Genomic DNA, 21,401 nt, shown 5'->3' on the forward strand with positions numbered 1-21,401 from the left:
GGGTCCCGTACGATGATCTCATTGTTCAATTTTGAAAAAGAAGTGTTCATTCCCCTCATTTTAGAGCCCGCCGCCTTCTCTTATACTTGTAAGCAAGAGACAAGCGACTTTGTAAACTAAAGGTGGGCTACAATGATGAATTCTTCGACAACCTCACTCTCCTCTTCGAAAACCGCCCGCAAACGGACTTCCGCCTTCTCGCTGAAAGGCCGCTGGGAATCGCCGATTGCCGGATATTTGTTCATTTCGCCGTGGCTGCTCGGATTTTTGCTGTTAACGCTGTGGCCGATGCTGCAATCGGTGTATTACTCCTTCACCAAATTTACGCTGCTCGATCCGCCCGATTGGGTGGGCCTCAGAAATTACGAGAGAATCTTCGCCGACGACGATACGTTCCGGCAGTCGCTCAAAATTACGCTTTCTTTCGTAGTGCTGTCGGTTCCGCTGAAGCTGATCAGCGCCCTGCTGGTCGCTATTGCGCTCAATAAGAAGATTAAAGGGATTTCCTTCTACAGAACGCTGATCTATTTGCCTTCGCTCATCGGAAGCAGCATCGCCGTGGCTGTCCTGTGGAAAAATATGTTCGGCATCGACGGCTTTATCAACAAGCTGCTCAGCTTTGCCGGCATTAAAGGCATCAGCTGGATCAGCAGTCCGGGCACGGCGCTCGGCACCTTGATCATTCTGGTCGCCTGGCAGTTCGGCTCTTCGATGGTCATTTTCCTGGCAGGTCTCAAGCAGATTCCTGCGGAGCTGTACGAAGCTTCTTCGGTGGACGGAGCCTCCAAAATGCGGCAGTTTGTCCGGATTACGCTGCCGATGCTGTCTCCGGTGCTGCTGTTCAATCTGGTGCTGCAGACGATCGGCTCGTTCCAGATGTTCACGCAGGCATTCATTATTACTAAGGGAGGGCCGGTCAATTCGACGTACATGTATGCGCTGTATTTGTACGATCGCGCGTTTTCGCGCTACGACATGGGCTACGCCTCCGCCTTGGCGTGGATTCTGCTGGTCATCATAGGCATCGCCACGGCCGCCATTTTTGCCTCGTCTAAATATTGGGTATTCTATGAAACGGAAGGGAATGGGAAGAAATGAATCTAACTGTGCGCCGATCGATCCGATCGCATGTGCTGCTAACCTTGTTCAGTCTGGTCATGATCTACCCTGTTCTGTGGTGGGTCGGTGCAGCGTTCAAATCGAATGATGAGATGAGCTCGCCTTCTTTGTTTCCGACGCATTGGCTGTGGAGCAATTTCACCGAAGGCTGGACGGCGATTCCGAAGTACACGTTCACCCATTTCTATATGAATACGTTCGAATTGATCGCAGGCGTGCTGATTACGTCGGTGCTCTCCTGCAGCCTGGTCGCGTTCGGATTTGCAAGGCTCGATTTTCCGCTCAAAAACTTCTGGTTCTCGATTCTGATGGTGACGCTGATGCTTCCGACTCAAGTTACCCTGGTGCCGCAGTACATTATGTTTAATGCGTGGGGATGGGTCAACACGTATTTGCCGTTTTACGTTCCCCATGCGCTGGCGGGAGGGATCGGCGGCCCGTTCTTTATCTTCCTGCTCGTCCAGTTTATCCGCGGCCTGCCCAAAGATCTCGACGAATCGGCCAAGATGGACGGCTGCAGCTGGTTCGGCATCTATTGGCGCATTATTTTGCCGCTCACCAAACCGGCGCTGGTTACGGTCATGATCTACTGCTTCCTGTGGAACTGGGACGATTTCTTCGGCCATCTGCTGTACATCAATTCCGTGGACAAGTATACGGTGGGCCTCGCGCTCAAGCTGTTCGTGGACAGCCAGTCGGCGCTGCCTTGGGGACAGCTGCTGGCGATGTCTCTGGTCTCCGTCGTACCGTCGCTCATTTTGTTCTTCATGGCTCAGAAGCATTTCGTCGACGGCATTGCGTCGGGTGCGGTGAAGGGGTAAAATGAGGCTGCCATCATAACGATTATAGCGGGAAAGCTGCTTGTTACGGCAGCTTTTTTCTGCATAAGGGCGGTTTGAGGCGCAGCGGAGGACAGAGGGGGGAGCATCGTGACGAGCCTGCTTAAGAGGGTAAGGATCGATCGATTGTTTTTCGGCAGCTTCGCGGTATTTATTGCCGCCCTGCTGCTTATTTTCACCTGGATCAGCTACAGCATCACTTCCCGGGAGCTCGCCGATAATACGTCTTATTACCAGCAGGATTTGCTGGGGGAGCTGAACAAGCAGCTGGATATTCAGCGCCAGTCGATCGAGCAGATGTCGCTTGCGGCGGCGCGCAATATCGATACGGTCGGCTACGACCCGCTGGAGAAGGATTCCTTCGAGCGGCTCCGGCGCAAGAAGGACCTGCTGAATATGCTGGCCAATATCACCTACAGCACGACGATGGTTCAATCGATTTATTTGTATATGGAAAATCCCGAGCTTACCGATTCGCAGGCGCCCGTGAAGTTTCTCGATATTCGCGATGTGCAGTCGCAGAGCTGGTATCCGGATGTCAAGAGCAACGATTTTGCCTGGATAGGCGATCATATGCTGGATACGAACACGGGGCCGCAGCATTTTATCGGGTTCGCGCGAAAAGTATATAATAACTCCGGCAAATATTACGGATTGCTTGTGCTTAATGTGAAGGCTTCGGCGATAGAGCAGCTGGTCCGCGGCGAGACGGAGCAGAGAAACCGAATATTGCTCGACGCCGGCGGCAAGACGATCTCGGCGATCGGCGGCCTGACGCTGGGCGACTCGGAGCTGAGCCGGATTCGCGCCTCGGAGAAGAAATCCGGCAGCTTCCGCTTGCCGGCAGCTTCCGCTTGCCGGCGGCACCGGCCGGGGGCGACGCGCTGCTCGTCTGGAGCAAATCGCATTCGGACTGGATTCTGGCCGAAGCGACGCCGTGGAGCAGCATCGTTCACGGCAGCGTGCGTCTCGCTTATGCGCTCGTCGCCGCAGGCTTATCCGCCATTTTCATCGCTTCGTTCTTCACGCTGTTTCTGTCCAGGCAATTTACGAAGCCGATCCGGCAGCTGCTGGCGATTATGAACCGGGTTCCGGGAAGCGCCTCCGCCTCGCACCTGCCGTCGGATTACACGAATGAATTCGGCAGCTTGTTTAACGGGTACCGCCGGCAAATGGAGCGGATCGATGAGCTGCTGCAATCGCTCAAAGCGCAGCATAAGCGCCAGCGCGAAGCCGAGATTTTGGCGCTGCAGGCGATGATCAACCCGCATTTTCTATACAATACGCTTGACCAGCTGAACTGGCTCGCCATTGAGGCCGGGCAGGAGAAGATCAGCCGGATTTTATCGCTGATGGGCAAAATGTTCCGCATCGGCCTGTCCAACGGGGAGACGATGATTCCGATCCGGGACGAGCTCGTTCATGTGGAATCGTACTTGCAAATTCAAAGTATACGTTGGGGCGATGGCTTAACTTACTCGATTGAAGCGGACGAGGCGCTGAAGGAGCTGTATATCCCGCGGCTGACGCTTCAGCCGTTCGTCGAGAACGCCATTATTCACGGCTTTCACGGGCGCCGGACGGGCGAAATACGGATTGAAGCGGAACGGGAAGGGAACGCTCCGCGTATCGAATTCCGAATTTACGATAACGGCGTAGGGCTGCGGGCCGATTGGAGCGAGAAGAAGAAGCGGAGGACGGGCGGCTACGGCATCCGCAACGTCAAGGAGCGTATCGCCGCTTATTTGGGAGCGCCGTACGGCGTGCAGCTGCACAATCTCGACGGGCAGGGAACGCTGGTAAGGATCGTTCTGCCTGTCATTCATAATCTAGAAGAGGCGGAGGAGGAGAGCCATGTGGCGGATTCTCATCATTGACGACGATTTTCAAGTGCTGGACGGCATGCGCAAGTCGATCCCGTGGGAGCAGCTCGAGGCCGAGTGGGTCGGGGAAGCGATGGACGGCGAGGAAGGGCTTGCCGTCATCCGGGAGACGAATCCGGATATCGTCATTACCGATATTTATATGCCGGTGATGAATGGGCTGGAGATGATCGAGCAGCTGCGAAACGAGCGGTTTCCGGGAGAAATCGTCATCTTGAGCGGCTACTCGGATTTCCAGTATGCGAGACAGGCGCTTAGGCTTCAGGTCAGCGATTATTTGTCCAAGCCGGTCACGATGGAGGAGCTGCGCGCGGTGCTGGAGCGCGTCATTCAAGAGCTGGAAGCCAGAGAGCTTAAGGAGCTGGAGCAGGAAGAGATTAGGCGGAGGCTGAGAATGTACGAGCCGTTCGTGCAGAAGGAATGGCTGAAAGCGGTCGTTACCGGCACGTTCGACCGTTCGGTAGCGGACGAAAGCTTGAAGCTGTCGGAGAAAGAATATTGGAGCGAGAGATATCATCTCGTGATGGGAATGGAGCTGGCGAGCACGATGCGCATTTCCAACTTGACCTTGACGGATTGGAACTTGTTCCGGTTTGCGCTTGCCAATATCGTCAGGGAGCTGCTGGCCGATCATTGGCCGGAGGCGGAATTCGTCGAGCTGCACAGCCATCATGCGGCGGTCATTTTTCATCTGAAGCGGGACATGAGCGGGGAGGAAGCGTTGCGGGACATACGCCGCGCGGCGGAGCGGATGGCCGACTGCGTCCGAACCTATTTGAAGCTGGAAATACGGACCGGGTTCGGCGGGATTACGGATCATTGGAAGGAAATATCCAATTCTACGGAGGAGGCGTTTCTCGATCTGCTGCAGCAGACGCTGGTGACCGATCCCGCGCAATCCGGCGTTCTGCCTGCGGACAGCAAGATCGCGATCCGCCCGATCAAATTTTGCCAGGAGCTGGCCGAAGCGATCGTCTATTCCAAAGAGGAGACCACGGATGCGATCGTGGAATCGTATGTCCGGCAGCTGGGGGAGACCGCATCCGTATCGCCCGCTTACGTGCAGTATTTATGCTCGGAGATTTGGACGATACTCGCCTATTCTCTGTACAGTACGGGTATTGTGCTGGATGAATTGTTCCCTGAACAGACGGTTTCGCAGGAAGTGAGCCGGATCGCGACGGCGGGGGAGCTGGGGCGGTGGCTCAAGGAGAAAATTCGCGTCATCTCCACAAGCCGGGGCTGGAACGAAAATTCGCGGCATAAGGATACGGTGGAATTTATGATTCAATATGCGCACAGCCGCTATCCCGAAGAAATCAATCTGGAGGATGTATCCAAGCAGCTCTACTTATCGCGCAACTATTTGAACCAAATATTCAAAAAGGCGATGGGCGAAACCTTCACCAACTACGTCATCCGCGTCCGGATGGAGAAAGCCAAGGCGCTGCTGCTCGAAGGACGGCATATGATCTATGAAATCGCCGAGATGGTAGGGTACAAGAACGTCCCTTATTTCAGCTCCCTTTTCAAAAAATATTACGGTATGAACCCGAGCGAGCTCGGCAAAAAATAGGTTGTGATCAATAGTGACAGAAATGTGTTCATTACTCTTATTTTTCTTGCTTCCTGACGTCATTATAATGAAACTTGTTAGAATAACCTGCTGATACAGGAAGGGGATATGGGAAAGATGAGCAAGCAGATGCGAACATGGGGGTTGCTTTCCTTAACGGCTTTGGTGGCCGCGAGTCTGGCCGGCTGCGGTTCGAATACGAACGGCAAGCAGAGCGCAGCCGACGCGGGGGCTTCCGCGGGAAGCGGGGATAAGCCGGTCAAGCTCAGAATCGTTTGGTGGGGCTCGCAAGCAAGGCATGACGCGACCCTCAAAGCGCTGGATGCGTATACGAAAAAGCATCCGAACGTTACCTTCGAGCCGGAATTTTCCGGATTTGACGGATATGCCGATAAGCTGGCTACCCAGGCTGCCGCCAAAAACGCGCCGGACATTATTCAGATGGACCCGGCCTGGCTGTCGGAATACGCGGGCCGAAACCAGCTGGCCGATTTGTCGCAAGGCATTCATACCGAGGATGTCGACAAGTCGCTCGTCGATTCGGGCAAATATAAAGATAAATTGTATGCGATTCCACTCGGCAACAACGCCACGGGAATGGTCTTCAACAAAAACGCCGTGGACAAGCTCGGCATTACGCCTCCGGCCAACGGCTGGACCTGGGATCAATATTTCCAGTTCGGCAAAGACGCGAAGGCGAAGCTCGATAAAGATAAATATGTGCTGATGGATTACACCGCCGATTATACGATGTATACCGCTTATCAGATCAGCCAAGGAAAAGGCTACCCGATCACGGTGGACGGCAAGTTCAACATCGACAAAGCGACTTGGCTGGCTTATGTGAACAAGTATACGGAGCTTAGAAAAGACGGCGTCGTTCCGCCTCCCGACGTGGCCAGCACCGATAAAGAATCCGACGCCAAGCTCGATCTGATGAACAACGACACCGTGCTGATGAAGCGCAGCTTCGCCGCCTTGTTCCCGGGCTATGAAGGCGTCAAGCCGGGAGCGTATACGCTGGTGACGCAGCCAAAAGGGGCGCAGTCCAGCGGCTGGCTCAAGCCGTCGATGTTCTGGTCGATCAGCGCCGACTCCAAATATGTCGAGGAATCGAAGAAATTCATCGACTGGTTCATTAACGACACCGAAGCGGCCGACATTCTCGGAACGACCCGCGGCGTGCCCGTATCGAAGAAAGTGCTCGATTACTTGACGCCGAAGCTGACGGCTTCCGACAAGCTGCAGATCGAGCTGATCAAGAACGTCTCCCCGGACGCGCAGCCGTTCAACCCGGGAGCCAAAGGCTGGAGCAACTATACGGCCAAGGATTTCAAGGACATCGGGGAAAAGGTGATGTTCGGCAAGATGGCGCCGGAAGCGGCTTACGACGAGCTGGTGAAGAAGGCGAAGGATTATCAGTAAGGAATAGATTTATGGCTTGCGGCCTCCGCTCACATTGCGATGAGCGGGGGCTGTTTTTGTTTTTGCGGTAAGGAGTGGCTTGGAAGGAGGAGCGGGATTTGTAGTTTGTTGATGTGGATGTTAAACCTTAATGTTGATTTCTATGTACTATCGGTATATGGTCATAGAGATGGCATTCAAAATCGTCGCGGCGGTTGGGTAATGTGAAAAATGCCTATCAGTATGTAAGGAAATATCGATGCAAGTAAAGTGAGATCCGGGAGTACATACTATTTGCGGGCATGGTATTATGTTCCTGCTGAAGGGCGTTTTATTAATAAGGATACGTATGAAGGGGATATAAGCAACCGCTGAGTTTGAATTTGTATACGTATGTGCATAATAATCCGGTGTTGTGTTTTTTACTAAGTAAATTTAATAACATCGGAATCAGCAACAAATCGGCTTGAACAGCCACCTTACACGATAAGTGAAGGTGGCTGTTCTCATTATATGAAAAAAAGCTAACAATCTATCACTTCGTCATTAATAAGCATTTAAAACAAACAACAAGCCCATCCTAATTACATTTTGGAGCAAAAGAGCTTGGTGCGAAGCGATTCATTCGGATCAACTGCAAATGACTTTGAGGTCAATACTGTAGGTATCCATTAAATACGATGCAGTCCCGCTTAGAATGCGAAGCATATCGTCCGTAATACCTTGTGAATTGATACCTGGCTGTACAATTTTTATTTCAACTTTTACTGGAAAAACACGCATCTTATTTTTAATCTCCCGAAGTTTTCGCAAATCACCAATTTCAAACCTAGTGCCACCTGATCGTGCACGAGAAGATTCACGTTTCATAAGTCGATCAATAATTGAGGAGGGTTCTTGGCACCATTTTACAGACTTTTCAGCTTGTCCACAGACTTCATACAAATCAGCAACTCGCGCTCCAGGACTTTCACCGTGTGCATATTTACAGTGGTAAAATTGAATGGTTATTTTACCAGCTTCATCGATAATACTTACAATATCGGCAACTTCACCTGCACCATCATCATCAAATATCACGCAATATTTATTGGAGGAGATCAATTTCTGTATTGTGTGATATTGAATGCTTTGTATATCGCGTTGTATGCCTTGAGATTCTTTCTGGATATCTACATTGCTCCAATCCCATGATGTTATTCGTTCTTTATTGAACACCGGTGGCGACGAGGTCATTCTAACAATGAGATTTCCTTCCAACATTGATTGATCAACAAACTTTATGCGAGGTGGGAATTCATTGAAAAACTCTGTCATCCGGTATTCGCGTTTATTCCTTTTGAGTATTAATCCTGTTGGCTTTATAGTTTTAAATTCAAATTTTCTATTTGATATTTGAAGCTCGTATTCCTCGAAAACATAATTGTTTCCGATAATGAATCGGATCGGGTCAGTTTCACTATGATTTGAAAGTTTGATCTCCAAATCATAAATTGAGTAAGTGTTTGAACCATGCTTGATAAGAAAACTGCTGTCATTAATCAAATCCATATCAATAGGCCATTCTATTCCGTAAGGAACAGATGTTGGACGATCATTAATGATCTCAGGTACTAATGCGCCTTCAAATATCTTAGAGGTGTTGATTTTTTCATTTTGTAGACGAGCAGCTATCTCATTACACCAGTTCAACCAATAATCCATGCTCTCAACCCATTTAGACCAGATACGACCTTTGTAAGAGCACCCAATACTTATCTTACCGTTTCCACTGTATCCAGCTCCAAATAAATTCGATTTATATGAGGTTTCTTTTTGTGATTCAGTTATACCATTGCCTATATCAATCCCTGCAAACATTCGGTATCGAATAGGACCGTCGATTGCTGACTTAAGTCCGACAGTACCCAGCATTAAGCGCTTGATCCCATGCAAACACCGAAACACTGTCTCTCCGCGAATTTTATCGTGTTGGGCAAATAACACATCTGCTAGAGTATCTGAAATGCTCTTATTCGTACTGTTTATAAAGAACATATTTATTTCGGAATTCCAATAGACTAGATGCAAATGCCAGTTAGTATCACTAATTCCTTTGAAAGAGGTCCAGTCAATATTTGAATCCTGTTTTTCAATAATGACAATAATTCCAGTTTCATTATTTATAGTGAAGAAGCAATTATCAGGGTCAAACACATTATAAATTCCATCTGGATTCCAACTTTTCTCTTTGGTATTGTATGCTATCATACTAATCTTAGGTCGTAGTTGTTGTATTGTCATGCCATGTAGTGAAGAAACATCAAATCCTTCTGCAAGTTCTTGAAGGGATAACTCTCTGTTAATTTCTCGGTTAGCCAAAACATGAAGTAATACATTCCAGTCGGAATCCTGGGAGTACAGTTCTCGGAGTGACTCATTGAGTTCATCGTTCGCTATATTTGTAATGACTGTTGCCGTACCAAGCCCTTTTTTTGACCTTGCAAATCGTCCAATAAATTGCAACGTTATGGGCAATGATTTGTACTTATCATGTACGGCAGCGATTTTGAGGCTGGGTATGTCAATGCCTTCTCCAAACATATCGACACAAACAACAACTCTTGCGTTTCCACTTTTAAGTGCTGTCATTGAAACTGCTCTATCAGCTGGTGGAATATCGCTGTGTACTAACACTGGATTGTAGTGTGAAAAGTAAGGATGATATATCGTTTTATATAAACGATCTGCAGAACGCTTGTCTTTTGCACGGACAAGAATGACGTGATTATATCCAGCTTCTAGATCATTTTCAAGTTGGTTTACTGCAGCCGCAGCAATAGCCAAGTCTCCTTTTTCTTCGTCAAATTCAAGAATAGGAAGAAAATTGATCTCTTGAAAATACCCCTGTTCTTGAGCCATGGATAGTGGGAAGTTGTAAATTATTCTTCCATCAACCTTCTTCCCATCATTTCTAAAAGGCGTTGCTGTGAACTGCAAGCATTTTAATTTTCTCAATTTGTATTTTACTGATGCCCATGTATTGGCTGCGATATGATGTGCCTCATCTACGATTAGTGTATCGCAAGTATTTCTTATTGCCTCCAAATAATTATCAGGAAATCTTTGCAGTAGTGCCATTGTAGTGACTACAACATTTGATTTATTAAGGATTGTCTGAAGATCGGAAAGCTCTTTTGGAGTTCTGAGTAGTGTTGTCACGGCAGGTTTCAATGCAACGTCATTAATGACACCGATATCTTGTAAAACTCCAAAAGTCATAAATTTTTCAGCAGTTTGCTTTCTTAATAAGTTACTTGGGACAACAATAAAAGTTCGATCTATTCTTTCCGATACAACAGTTGCAATCATTGTCTCTGTTTTCCCTGTGCCTGTTGGCATAACGACAGTAGCAGGCTCGCTCGATACAGTCCAATGTGCTTTTATTGAAAATAAAGCACCAAGTTGTGCAGGACGAAGTCCAGTAGAGCCTTCATCTGGTGCTACAAGCGATAAAACACCACGCCAAGAGGAGGCAACACGACTAACGTCTATAAGTTCAGCTTCTGGTGTCGATTGGACCTGCACAATTTGATTGTTCCCAGCTATATGACTGACAATATTCACATAATCAGCCCCCTTAAAGCCAATATGATGATAGTTCAAATATAGATGAACAGAATCGAACGAGTAATTTTGATCAATTCCCTATATTATACCATTTCTAAAGCATCATGAAGCAAGAGGGAGATTAAATATAAATTCGCTGAAAAGTCCACCTTCGGTACATATCTGCAAGGTGTCTTTCCCTTTTCTAGGTATTAGATTAAACAATGTTAAGCGTAGCTTCACTGACTTACGCTGCGTCCCTTCCTAGCTGTTTCTCCTCAATTGAGTACTAACCCTTTCTCACCAGACCAAGCTGCTCACGAAGCAACCGCAAACTTTCCTCTACCGTTTGATGAGCCGTATCGATAATAAACCGTTCATGATTCCACGCCTCGTATTTGTCTATTCTTAACTTCATCCCAAGTCGGAAGAATAAGGCCAGGAATATCCGTTCGTCGTGTGCGGACACGGTGCCTGAGTTCGCGTTCATTAGAACAAATCACCTCGATTTCAACAAACGTAATCTGGAGAGATTCCGTTACGTCTCGCCAAGCCTGGCGCGTGATGGTGATGGTGATCGGATTGACCGTATCTGCGATTACATCAAGATCCAAGCGCAGGTTTTGTTTCGCAAGTTCGTAACACACCATATAGCCTTCTGTCCCGTTCACCGTGATTCCGGCAGCACGCATCGCCTGTTCAACTACATCGACCCGAAGATGCGTAGCTCGGAGCTCCTTAGCTAAAGCTGCGGATAATGTGGATTTGCCGGTACCTGGCAAGCCGCCAAAGATATATAACATGTTGTTTCCTTCCTCTCATCAAAGTCGAACTTTTCCTCAATTGCGGATTACCCCCTCACCATTCTAACTTTTTGAACATGAATCTCACTCCGCTTTCAGTCCATTGTTTCCTGTTTTTTGGCAAACAGATACCCGCGAGATGTCCTCGAAAAACTTTCTTCAAAATATTTTTCCTCAAACTACCCGATTTTGCCCGAAAAATGAAACGGCTTATAGAGGGACAAAAATCCTCGACTTCGCTCCTTGAAAATCGAATACAAATTTGTCCGGTACATTCCCCATGCAGCCTCAAAGGAGAGCCAATATGCCAGCGCGCCTTGACCGTAATGTTCCTGTACGTCCGTTTAAGGCGCAGGGCAAGACGAGAGCGATTCCGCGATGCATAGCGAAATGGTGGTTCCATTTACGGCGATGACCTGCATGGAGGTATCATGATACTTCCGTCCAGCCACAGCTTATCGCAATGGGGGCGGCCTGCAGCGATCCTGGAGGAAGCGCTAATCTGCGCTTATGGAGACAGTCCACCGCCGTCCGCCGGATAAATTTTTCTAATTCTATCTGTAACCCGGCCATGCCTGTTTTTGGCGTTGGATACAAACAGATTACTCTTCTATGAACATTCAGCTCGACCCGCAGGTAGAGAGCCTGCATGGAAGCAGTCACTCGTTATCATTCTTCATTTATTGTGTAAAGTAGAAAGCAGCTTAACGAAAAAACGACACTCTAATGCCTGTAAATGAAAATATATCATTTGAAGTCGAATATCCAAGAGGTCATCCCTTTCAGATGCACTCTTTTTATATAGATACCCTTGAAATGCCGGTGTTCTGGTTCCTCAGAGCAACCGGCTTCTTCTATTTGAAAGGAGACTTGAACAGATGGCCAAAGTAATCGCCCTTGCCAATCAGAAGGGCGGCGTGGGCAAGACAACGACAGCGGTCAACCTCGGCATCGGGTTGGCTGCGGAAGGTAACCGGGTGCTGTTACTGGATGCTGACGCACAAGGAAATCTGACGATTGCACTCGGATTCAGAGAGCCGGACAATCTTCCGGTATCGTTGGCGACGATGCTGCAAAAATGTATAGCGGAAGAAACCTATGATCCCAAAGAAGGCATTTTGCAGCATCACGAAGGAATCGATCTAATGCCGGGCAATATCGAGTTGTCGGCTGTTGAAGTGGCGCTCGTAAACACGATGAGCAGGGAAACCATCATGCGCACGTACATTGATTCTGTAACGGATAACTACGATTATATCCTGATCGACTGTATGCCAAGCATGGGCATGGTTACGATCAATGCATTGGCGGCGGCGGATAGCGTCATCATTCCCGTTCAGTCCCATTATTTGCCGGCAAAGGGCATGACGCAGCTTTTGCAGACGATTGCCCGCGTTCGCCGTCAAATTAACAAAAAGCTGGTGGTAGAAGGTGTCCTGCTGACGATGGTAGACAAACGCACCAATTTTGCCAAAGATATATCGTTTGTATTGAGACGCGATTATGGCGATAAGCTACGGGTTTATCAAACCGTAATTCCTTTTGCCATTGGCGCGGCGGAAACAAGCGCTCTCGGAAAAAGCATCTATGCACACGATCCGGGCGGACAAGTCGCCAGAGCTTATGCCTCATTAACGAAGGAGGTGCAGGATATTGGCAGCGAAAGAAGACCGACGCGCCAGCATAAAGCTGACCACAGTCGATGATTTGTTTACAACGGAAGAAACCCGGAATGCGCCACAGAAGGAACAGATCAAGGAAATCCCGTTGGCGGACATTAGTGATTTTCTCGATCATCCTTTTAAAGTAAAGGCAGACGATGCGATGTTGGAAATGGCGGAAAGCGTAAAGCAATACGGGGTGCTGGTTCCTGTGCTGGTACGTCCCAAAACGGATGGCGGCTTTGAAATGGTGGCCGGGCATCGGCGTAAAAAGGCAAGTGAAATGGCAGGAATGGAATCTATTCCATGCATTGTTCGTGAGTTGGACGACGATCAGGCGACCATTATTATGGTGGACAGTAATTTGCAGCGAGAGCATGTGTCTCCGAGTGAAAAGGCGTTTGCATATAGGATGAAGTTAAATGCGATGAAACGTCAGGCAGGCAGACCGAGCAAAGAAAATGCTGCCCAAGTTGGGCAGGATATAAATGGTAAATACTCGGTCGAGATTTTGGCAGAGCAAGTAGGTGAAAGTCGCAATCAGATTCAACGCTACATCCGTTTAACCGAACTCATCCCCCCCATTCTCGAAATGGTGGACAATAAGGATATCGCATTTAGCCCGGCGGTTGAAATCTCTTACTTGGCCGAGAAAGAACAGCAAGCCCTGCTGGAAACGATGCATGCCGAGGATTGTACGCCTTCGCTGGCGCAGGCGCAGCGCATGAAGAAGCTCAGCCAGGACGGCAAGCTGAACGGGGATGTCATCTTCGGCATTTTGACGGAGGAAAAGCCGAATCAGAAAGAGAAGCTGACGATTCGCAAGGAACGGCTTAGCCGCTTTTTCCCCCAGGACTATAGCGCGCAGCAAATGGAAGAGATCATTGTGCAACTGGTGGAAAATTGGTATCGCAGGAAGCAGCGGGAACGCGAACACGAGCGTTAATATCCCTACTCTCTCGGATGGAGAGATTTTTTTATGCCCATTTTTGCAGAAAGGAGTCTTCCAGATGGACTTTACCGCAGGAAAGCGGCGACAGTATGAGCGGCTGATGAAAGAAAAGCCCGGCTTTACCCGCAACGATGAATTGCCAGATGAGGATGAACGGGAGCCTCGTGAACGGGAGCCTCGCAAGCAGAGAAAAGGTGCTCTAAGCGGGCATAAGAGGCCTAATCGCAAAAGGAATCGGGAGGACTGACGATGGAGCAGGAGCAACGAATGGCTGGCGACTATGAAGTCTACCAGGCGCTGCCCATCGGCAGGGTCGAAGTTATTTTGGGCATCGACACGGCGAACGCCGAGAAGCCCTATTTGGTCTGCTACTGCGACCAGAACAATTTGTTTGGCATCGATCAGTATTATGGCGCAGAAGGATACGCGGACTATCTGGAAGCGATGCGGGAGTTCACTAAGCTCATGCAGTGGGAGATCGAGAAGTTACAGACGGAGCGTTCTGCCCTTCCAGAGCCGATGGCATCTATTCTATCTGCCCATTGCCTGCCCATCAAAGGGGAGGATGAACTCAGCGGCAGGCTTGTCGTGATCAGCCCGGAAAGGCTGCGACCGGAGTTTCGCACGGCGGATCATCAACTGGTTTGGGTGACAGGTGGCTTCGGCGCATCGGGACATTCGCGCGGACGAGCGGTTTACGTGAAAAGGCTCTATTCGGACGACGAATGCCGCTATAACCGGGAAGACTTGGCGGGCTTCCTCAAACCGGAGCATACACCGGCGTGGGCAGTAGAGAAGCTGGCGCTGCTTCAAGCGGAGAAGCAGCAGAAGCCACGGTCGCGAGACGAAGCCCGCTGAAATTCATTTCATCATAAAGAAAGGAGTCGTTAGCGATGTTGCCGACTTATCGAAACCGCAAGTTGTTTGTCATTGGAGCTATTGGGGCTGGGTTGGCGCTGCTCGTGGCGGCAGCCGTCTTTTTGCTGATGCAGTACAACGAGCAGCAGCACATGCAGCAACAGATGCAAGAAAGCTATGAAAAACAGATCGAGCAACTGAATCAAGAAAAGGAATTGAACAGCCGCGAGGTGTGGGTAGCAAGCCGAACCATTGCGGCAGGTGTCGCGCTCACTGCCGATGATCTCCAGGCGATTCCGATGCCCATGACCCTTCTGCCACCCGGTGTTATTACAGAGCGGGAAGCGATTATCGGAAAGCATGCCAAGGTGGAGTTGGAGGCGGGCACGCCGCTGCTCGCTTCTTTGTTGTACGAGGGCCAGCCGGTTCCGAAGGATGTACGGCTCAAGGAGTTTCAGGTTATTCAGCTTCCCTCCAATCTGAAGGCCGAGCAGTTTATTGATGTCCGAATCGGTTTTCCAACGGGCGAGGACTTTGTTTTGCTAGCTAAAAAGAAGGTGCGGCAATTGTCGGGCAATGTCGTGTGGCTGGAAATGAATGAGATGGACATTTTGCAAACGTCCAGTGCGATCATTGACGCGTACTTGCAGGGAGCGAGGCTATACGCGCTGCCGTATATCGAGCCGGGCTTGCAGGAGGCGGCAGTCGTGAACTATCCGGCCAATCCGAAAGTGCTCGACCTGATGGAGATCGATCCAAACCTGCTCGAAACGGCGAAAACCGAATTAGCCCGGAGCCTGCGCCAAACGCTGGATGCCAATTTGAAGGCGGTCAGCGACTCGGACAAGCTGCGGGCTTCCAGCGGCAATGTCACGGTACAGCAGCAATTGCAAAATGAACGGGCGACAACCCGGCAAGGCAACGCCATGTTTGAAACGCAGCCGCTTCCAGGCAGCGGAGCTTCGGAACCGCATGTATCAAACGACACACCGTCGGGAGAGGGGCAGTCACCGGCTGTGCCAACGCCGGAACCATCAGTTCCTTCCATACCGGCAGAATCGATTGCGCCCCCTTCGGCTGCAACCGAAACGGAAGCGGCGACAGATACAGTAGCGCCATCGGGAGAAGAACGCTGGGAGGACATTTTAAATCAGTAAAGGAGACGGTTATGAAAAAAATCGTATTTCTTGGTTCGGCGGACAAAAGCAATGTGCTGCTGTTGCTGGGCCGCTTGTTAAGCGCACTGGGGCAGAAGGTGCTGCTGGTGGATTCGACCATGGGACAAGCCGTTCAAGGGTATTTGCCGCCCGCATTCACCGGCAGCGCTGTTCAGGAGTTTGAGGAGATGGATGTGGCCTACGGCTATATTACTGCGGCGCAACTGGATCGCGCGCTGGAACAGGCGGGTACATTGGGCACCTATGATGTGCTGCTGCTTGACACGGATCATACGCAAATGATAACAGGACGGAATTTGCCCGATTTTGACAAGCGGATTTGGTGCTGGGACGGCAAGCGGTTGTCGCTGCAAAAAAATGAGGAGCTGATGCTGCGCCTGTGCTTGCATGAGGCGGAAGCGCCGCTCTCTTTTTATGAATGGCTGTCTCCCGCGCTGCCGGGCACACTGCCCGCATGGCGGGCCGAAACGCGGCTGCGACATGTGGAGTGGCTGGAGCCTTCCTTTCATTTTCCGCTTGATGAACGCGATGCCATAGCGGATTTGCATAACCAGCATCAGCACCGCATCGACCTTCGCCGCGTCAGCGGAGCGTTTCGGCAGGTGCTGCTCACCATGCTGCAACAGCTTGGGGATTGCGATGCCAAGACTGCGCGGCGCGCTTGGGCGACTGCCCAAAAGCGATGGCGAGCTTGGTAGAAAGGAGAAGAACGATGGGAATGATTGTTGTGTTTTGGAGTCCGTTCCCCGGTTTGGCCGGAACGACCACCAGTCTGCTGGCGGCGGCTACGTGCATGGGGCTGGAATACTCGGCCCGGCTGCTGCTTCTTGGCCTTTTGCGCGAGGAGGATGAGTCGGTGCAGCGCGCCTTTTACCCGCCGGAAAAAAATCCGTCCCCGTTGCCGGATACCGGCATGGATGCGCTGCTGCGGCTGCTGCAAAACCGCAAGCTGGAAGCGAGTATGCTGCGAGATTATGCGCAGCCGCTGCTTCGGGAGCGGTTGGATGTACTGACTGGCTCGGCGAAGCCGAACGCAGGCTTTGCCATGCTGGCGGAGCGCTGGCTGGAGCCGCTTTTGGACACCGCCAAGCGCGCCTACGATCTGGTGCTGTTGGACGGCGGCAGCGGGACCGCTCCGGGCTGGCGGGAGAAACTGCGGAATCGGGCGGATCTCCTTATTGTTTGCCTGCCGCAAAATCGGTTGCTGCTGGAGCGTTTTTTTCAATCTTCGGAAAGCGCGAAGCTCAGTGAGCAGAAAGCGATGCTCGTGTTTGGACAGTTCGATCCGGGTTCGTCCTTGACAGTCAATAACCTCCAGCGCCGCTTTCATTGGCAGCAGCCAGCCTTTCCAGTCGTGCATAATACGGGCTGGCTGGATGCGGTTCAGCACGGGGAGGCGATTCCGTATTGGTTTCGCAATCGCAAGACCTCGCACCAGCATGAAAATCATCGCTTTGTTCGGCACGTACGCGCGCTTGCGCATGCGCTGATCGAAGGCGCGGGCAGGAATCAGCCTGTATTCGGCGGCAAGGAGGACAAGCCATGATGACGCTGCTGAACACCCTGATTGTCATTGCCTTGCTGTTGCTGGCCGTTTTCTTCCTCTATTTGCGTATGAGCCGCCGTCTGCCGGAGCGAACGGATGGCGAGACCGTGTACACGCTGGAGGCGATGACGGCGTTCGTTAAAGACACCTTGCACGAAATGACAACGAGCCATCTCAGTGACTTTGGCTTATCCGAGGAAGAATATCGCCGTCGGAAGAATAAACGGGCGGAGCTAAAGAAGGCGCTTCGCGGCTGCACCTCCGGCGATTTGCGGGATAAGGAATACGTGAAGCAGGTCATCACCGATTTGCTGATGCAGCAATACGAAATGGACGATGCGCATCTGAACCTGCTCCTGCCGTTTCATCAACCGGAGTCACTTTCCGCACAGGATCAGTTTGACATCCTGCTGGATCGCTACAAGCAGCAATTCGGGCTGCGGGCGCTGGAGCAAATGATTCAGGTGTATGAGCTGGATCGGCAACGCTTCGATGAGGACGGTCAGCTTGAGGCTTACCGGATTTCGGGGGCAGAGATTCGAGGCATCTACGCGCAGGAATCTCCCTCATTGCAGACCGAGGATAAGCTTCGCATTGTCGTGCAGCGCATTTACCAGCACTACAAAGGTTTTAGCGTCATCGACGAGCTGCGCGATATGCGAATCGACGGCGTATCCGGCGGGGTGTCCGGTTTGCCGCCACTGATGTGGGAGGGCGAATGGGCGTTGGAGGACGAGGTAGAATGGCAGGCGCTGCCTCGTTCCCACGACAGCGTATGGCTGTTTTACAAGGGCAAGTCCATTCATTTGAGCTTCCTGTCGTTCGGCACGGAGCAGGAGCTGCGCCGCGTCTGTCAGATCATCTACAAGCACAATTTTCCCGGCCAGTTGTCCGAAGCGAATGGATTTAAGGTCAATGAAATGGGCGACGGCTCTCGCGTCGTCGTACTGCGCCCCCGGTTTGCGGAATCGTGGGCTTTTTTTGTGCGCAAATTTGATGTGCAAAACGCCACGCTGGAGCAGTTGATTCAGGACGAAAACGCGGAATTGCCGATCGGACTCATTCGCTATCTGGTGGCTGGCGCGCGTATTACGGCGATCACCGGCGCGCAGGGCAGCGGCAAGACGACCCTACTAATGGCGATGGTGCGCCATATTCCGGCGGTGCTGCCGATCCGGGTGCAGGAAATGAGCTTTGAGCTGCAACTGCGAAAAATCTACCCGAACCGCAACATCGTCAGCCTGCGGGAAACGGAAACGATTACCGGCCAGCAAGGGCTGGACATTCAGAAAAAGACGGACGGTTCGGTGAACATTTTGGGCGAGGTGGCGACCGATCCGGTTGCGGCGTGGATGGTGCAGATGGCGCAAGTGGCTTCGTTGTTTACGCTGTTTACCCATCACGCCAAAACGTTCCGCGATCTCGTACTGTCGCTGCGCAATTCGCTGCTCAAGACCGGCGTGTTCAGCAGTGAGCGCGTGGCGGAGCAGCAAGTTGTCAGCGTCGTCAACTTCGATATCCATCTGCGCCGGGATTTGGACGGGCGAAGATACATTGAACGGATTACGGAGTGCGTGCCGGTGCCGCAGGAGGCCGACTACCCAGCCGAGTTTACCGGCAAGATGACCAAGGATGTACGACTGGCCGCTTTTATGGAAACCGCGTTGGAGTTTTTCCGGCGCTCGACGGATCGCCCGCTGTACACGGCCCGGAATTTGATCGAATACCGGGATGGACGTTATGTAGCCGTACATCCCTTATCCGAGCAAAGCCGCCTGGACATGGCAACCTATTTGAGCGGCCCGGATCAGGCAGTCTTTGATGCCTTCTTGGATAGCCATTGGGAGGAGGAGTCATGATGCGCGAATGGCTCTCTCCCCTGCTCGGTATTTCGACGGTTCTCTTCCTGATGACGGTTGCTGCGTTTCTGTGGCTGTCACGCCGCGATTCGGACATTGCCGCCATTCGACGCTACGAGTCGCTGCGCAAGCCGGGACAAGCCTCGCGCAGGCAAGCGATGTACAGCTTCCTGCAACAGCTCTACAGCGTGTGTGAGCAAGTGCCGATCCTGCGCGCCTATTTGCATCATTTGCGCAAGCGGCTCCTGATCGTTCGGCTCGGCGACGAGTGGAAGCTGCGGCTGGAGACAATGAAATCGGCCTTGCGGGTGTGGAGCCTCCTGCTCCTGCTTGTCATCCCGCTTGCTGTCATGGTGCGCGATCCGTTCACCTGGGGCATTCTGCTGATCGGTCTGTGGGTAGGGCACGGCGTTTTGGCGGACATGGGCGTGCAGCGGCTGGAACTGCGTCTGCTCCGGCAGCTTCGCGCCTACTTCGGCGATGTCCGGCATCACTATCATCGGCACGGCATGGTGGAGGAAGCGATCTATGAAGCGGCAGACGGCGCGCCCTATGAAATGGCGCTGCACGGGCAGGAGTTATACGAGATGTTGACGGACAGCGATGCGGAGGACAAGCTGGCGCAATATGTGGAACTCGCCCCCAACCGCTATTTGCAAGGGCTGGCCGGATTGTCTTACCTCATTAAAGAGCATGGCGACCGGCAGAACGAAAGCGGTTCGGTGTACCTCAAAGGGCTGGAAAAGCTGGCCGGCGAGCTGAATCTGGAGCTGCTGCGGCGGGAGAAGCTTAGCTATTTGCTGCAAGGGCTGACGGTGATCGCGTTGGTGCCGTTGCTTTTTACCCGCCCGATTGAAGCATGGGCCAGCCACTTTTTCCCGTCGATGGACGCTTTCTACGCCGGGACGCTCGGCTGGCTGGCGAAGCTGAGCTTGCTTGTGGTCGTATGGCTGTCCTATGTATTACTTCGCGCACTGGCGGAGCTGGATGGGGCTGCCCGATATACGAGCAGAAACCGATGGGAGAAGCGCGTATACGGTTGGCGTTGGGTACGCTGGCTCGTGCAGCGGCTGGGACCGGCTCCCGATTCGCGGGAAGCGCATCGGGTGACACGGCTGCTCAAGGACACGGCATCGCCGCTGCGGTTGGAGTGGTTTTATGTGCAGCGCCTGGTTGCTGGCACTTTGGCATTTGTCGCTGTGCTAGGGCTATTTGTTTCCTTGCATGCAGCGGAGCGGCACCAACTGCTTTATGCGCCGGTCAAACCGGGGATGCTGTTCGGGCAGTTGTCCGTCGAAGAGGAAGTCAAGGCGCGGGAAACTGCGGCACTGGATCGCCGCATTTTGGAACAAGTAAAGGAGGTGAGGCCGCGCAACGAAGCCATCATTATGAACCGTCTCCGTCAGCAGGCATCGGGCAGCGAACAGGAGGATGAACTTCGCCTGACTGCGAGGCGCGTGCTGGAGAAGCTTGCGCAACTGGATCAGCCGTGGCTGCTGTGGTGGGAGGTGTTTCTAGCACTTGCCGCAGGCTGGGGTGGGTATGCGCTGCCCGTCGGCATCCGATTGTTTGAGCGGCGTATGCGGCGAATGGAGATGAAGCACGAGGTCGATCAACTGCAAGCGGTGATCGCCATGTTATCCGGGATGGAGCGCATGTCGGTCGAACAACTGCTGATCTGGATGGAGCAGTTTGCCCGTGTGTTCAAGGAGCCGCTGCAAGCCTGCTTGCTCCACTTTGAGCAAGGTGAGGAGCAGGCGCTGGCGCAGCTCAAGGAGGACGCGCCATTTCTGCCGTTCGTTCGAACCGTGGAGAAGCTGGAGCTGGCTTCGCAGCATTTGACGATCCGCCAGGCGTTCGATGATCTTGAAGCGGAGCAGGCGTTTGCGCGGGAGCAGCGCAAGCAGGAGTATGAGCAGTTGATTGAACAAAAAGCAGGCTGGGGGCGCTGGATCGGCTTTACCCCCTTGATGACACTGATCTTCGGATATTTGGTGATTCCACTCATTGTCGTCAGCCTGCAGCAAATGACCGCTTACTACGATCAGCTTCAACGCATTCAGTAAGCGGCACGGGTATCCTTCCTTTTCTTCATGAGGAAGGCTTTTTTTGTTGATCCCAATCAAAGGAGCGAA

At 51.7% G+C, this 21,401-nt stretch carries 16 protein-coding genes; 14 read left to right on the forward strand and 2 right to left on the reverse strand.

The genetic code is table 11. The features are described from left to right. The first annotated feature begins 135 nt into the window (after positions 1-135). The 6 genes from SK3146_RS28430 to SK3146_RS28455 all read left to right on the forward strand — a co-directional run bounded on the left by SK3146_RS28430 (position 136) and on the right by SK3146_RS28455 (position 6,842). Positions 136-1,098: a carbohydrate ABC transporter permease gene (locus SK3146_RS28430; RefSeq protein WP_249866471.1), complete on the forward strand. Its 963-nt coding sequence runs from the start codon at positions 136-138 to the stop codon at positions 1,096-1,098. Further along, positions 1,095-1,940 (forward strand): carbohydrate ABC transporter permease, encoded by an 846-nt coding sequence (locus tag SK3146_RS28435; protein ID WP_249861934.1) that lies wholly within the window; start codon positions 1,095-1,097, stop codon positions 1,938-1,940. The genes SK3146_RS28430 and SK3146_RS28435 overlap by 4 nt, the downstream gene beginning before the upstream one ends. Positions 1,941-2,048: 108 nt before the next feature. Beyond that, entirely contained in the window at positions 2,049-3,041 is a 993-nt protein-coding gene (locus SK3146_RS28440) for a cache domain-containing protein (protein WP_249861935.1), read from the forward strand. Between the two features lie 173 nt (positions 3,042-3,214). Further along, positions 3,215-3,835 (forward strand): sensor histidine kinase, encoded by a 621-nt coding sequence (locus SK3146_RS28445; RefSeq protein WP_249866472.1) that lies wholly within the window; start codon positions 3,215-3,217, stop codon positions 3,833-3,835. Continuing rightward, on the forward strand, positions 3,813-5,417 hold the full coding sequence (locus SK3146_RS28450; RefSeq protein ID WP_249861936.1) for a response regulator transcription factor: 1,605 nt from the start codon (positions 3,813-3,815) through the stop codon (positions 5,415-5,417). Before SK3146_RS28445 ends, SK3146_RS28450 begins: the two co-directional genes overlap by 23 nt. Positions 5,418-5,534: 117 nt before the next feature. Then, a complete protein-coding gene (locus SK3146_RS28455) occupies positions 5,535-6,842 on the forward strand; it encodes an ABC transporter substrate-binding protein (protein WP_249861937.1) in 1,308 nt (435 codons plus the stop codon). A gap of 609 nt (positions 6,843-7,451) precedes the next feature. On the opposite strand, the gene SK3146_RS28460 is transcribed toward SK3146_RS28455, so the two are convergent. Both SK3146_RS28460 and SK3146_RS28465 read right to left on the reverse strand, forming a co-directional pair. Then, the gene (locus SK3146_RS28460; protein WP_249861938.1) at positions 7,452-10,427 is read right to left on the reverse strand and encodes a DEAD/DEAH box helicase; all 2,976 of its coding nucleotides are present in this window, start codon (positions 10,425-10,427) and stop codon (positions 7,452-7,454) included. Positions 10,428-10,786: 359 nt separating this feature from the next. Then, positions 10,787-11,212, reverse strand: a complete 426-nt coding sequence (locus SK3146_RS28465) for a P-loop nucleotide/nucleoside kinase family protein (protein WP_249861939.1) — start codon at positions 11,210-11,212, stop codon at positions 10,787-10,789. A gap of 878 nt (positions 11,213-12,090) precedes the next feature. Between SK3146_RS28465 and SK3146_RS28470 the strand changes: the two genes are divergently transcribed. From SK3146_RS28470 to SK3146_RS28505, 8 genes are all read left to right on the forward strand, one after another. Continuing rightward, positions 12,091-12,918, forward strand: a complete 828-nt coding sequence (locus SK3146_RS28470) for a ParA family protein (protein ID WP_249861940.1) — start codon at positions 12,091-12,093, stop codon at positions 12,916-12,918. Continuing rightward, on the forward strand, positions 12,866-13,819 hold the full coding sequence (locus SK3146_RS28475; RefSeq protein WP_152826919.1) for a ParB/RepB/Spo0J family partition protein: 954 nt from the start codon (positions 12,866-12,868) through the stop codon (positions 13,817-13,819). Before SK3146_RS28470 ends, SK3146_RS28475 begins: the two co-directional genes overlap by 53 nt. Before the next feature lie 255 nt (positions 13,820-14,074). Next, the gene (locus SK3146_RS28480) at positions 14,075-14,683 is read left to right on the forward strand and encodes a hypothetical protein (RefSeq protein WP_249861941.1); all 609 of its coding nucleotides are present in this window, start codon (positions 14,075-14,077) and stop codon (positions 14,681-14,683) included. Positions 14,684-14,718: 35 nt separating this feature from the next. Beyond that, positions 14,719-15,840, forward strand: a complete 1,122-nt coding sequence (locus SK3146_RS28485) for an SAF domain-containing protein (RefSeq protein ID WP_249861942.1) — start codon at positions 14,719-14,721, stop codon at positions 15,838-15,840. A gap of 11 nt (positions 15,841-15,851) precedes the next feature. Beyond that, the gene (locus SK3146_RS28490) at positions 15,852-16,559 is read left to right on the forward strand and encodes a hypothetical protein (protein WP_249861943.1); all 708 of its coding nucleotides are present in this window, start codon (positions 15,852-15,854) and stop codon (positions 16,557-16,559) included. Between the two features lie 14 nt (positions 16,560-16,573). Then, entirely contained in the window at positions 16,574-17,407 is an 834-nt protein-coding gene (locus tag SK3146_RS28495; protein WP_249861944.1) for a P-loop NTPase family protein, read from the forward strand. After that, complete coding sequence (locus tag SK3146_RS28500) at positions 17,404-19,266, forward strand: ATPase, T2SS/T4P/T4SS family (RefSeq protein ID WP_249861945.1); 1,863 nt, start codon at positions 17,404-17,406, stop codon at positions 19,264-19,266. Before SK3146_RS28495 ends, SK3146_RS28500 begins: the two co-directional genes overlap by 4 nt. Further along, the gene (locus tag SK3146_RS28505) at positions 19,263-21,332 is read left to right on the forward strand and encodes a hypothetical protein (RefSeq protein WP_249861946.1); all 2,070 of its coding nucleotides are present in this window, start codon (positions 19,263-19,265) and stop codon (positions 21,330-21,332) included. Before SK3146_RS28500 ends, SK3146_RS28505 begins: the two co-directional genes overlap by 4 nt. Positions 21,333-21,401: the final 69 nt, after the last annotated feature.

Origin of the sequence: Paenibacillus konkukensis, from assembly GCF_023523925.1 — a bacterium.
GTDB classification, from domain to species: Bacteria; Bacillota; Bacilli; order Paenibacillales; family NBRC-103111; genus Paenibacillus_S; species Paenibacillus_S doosanensis.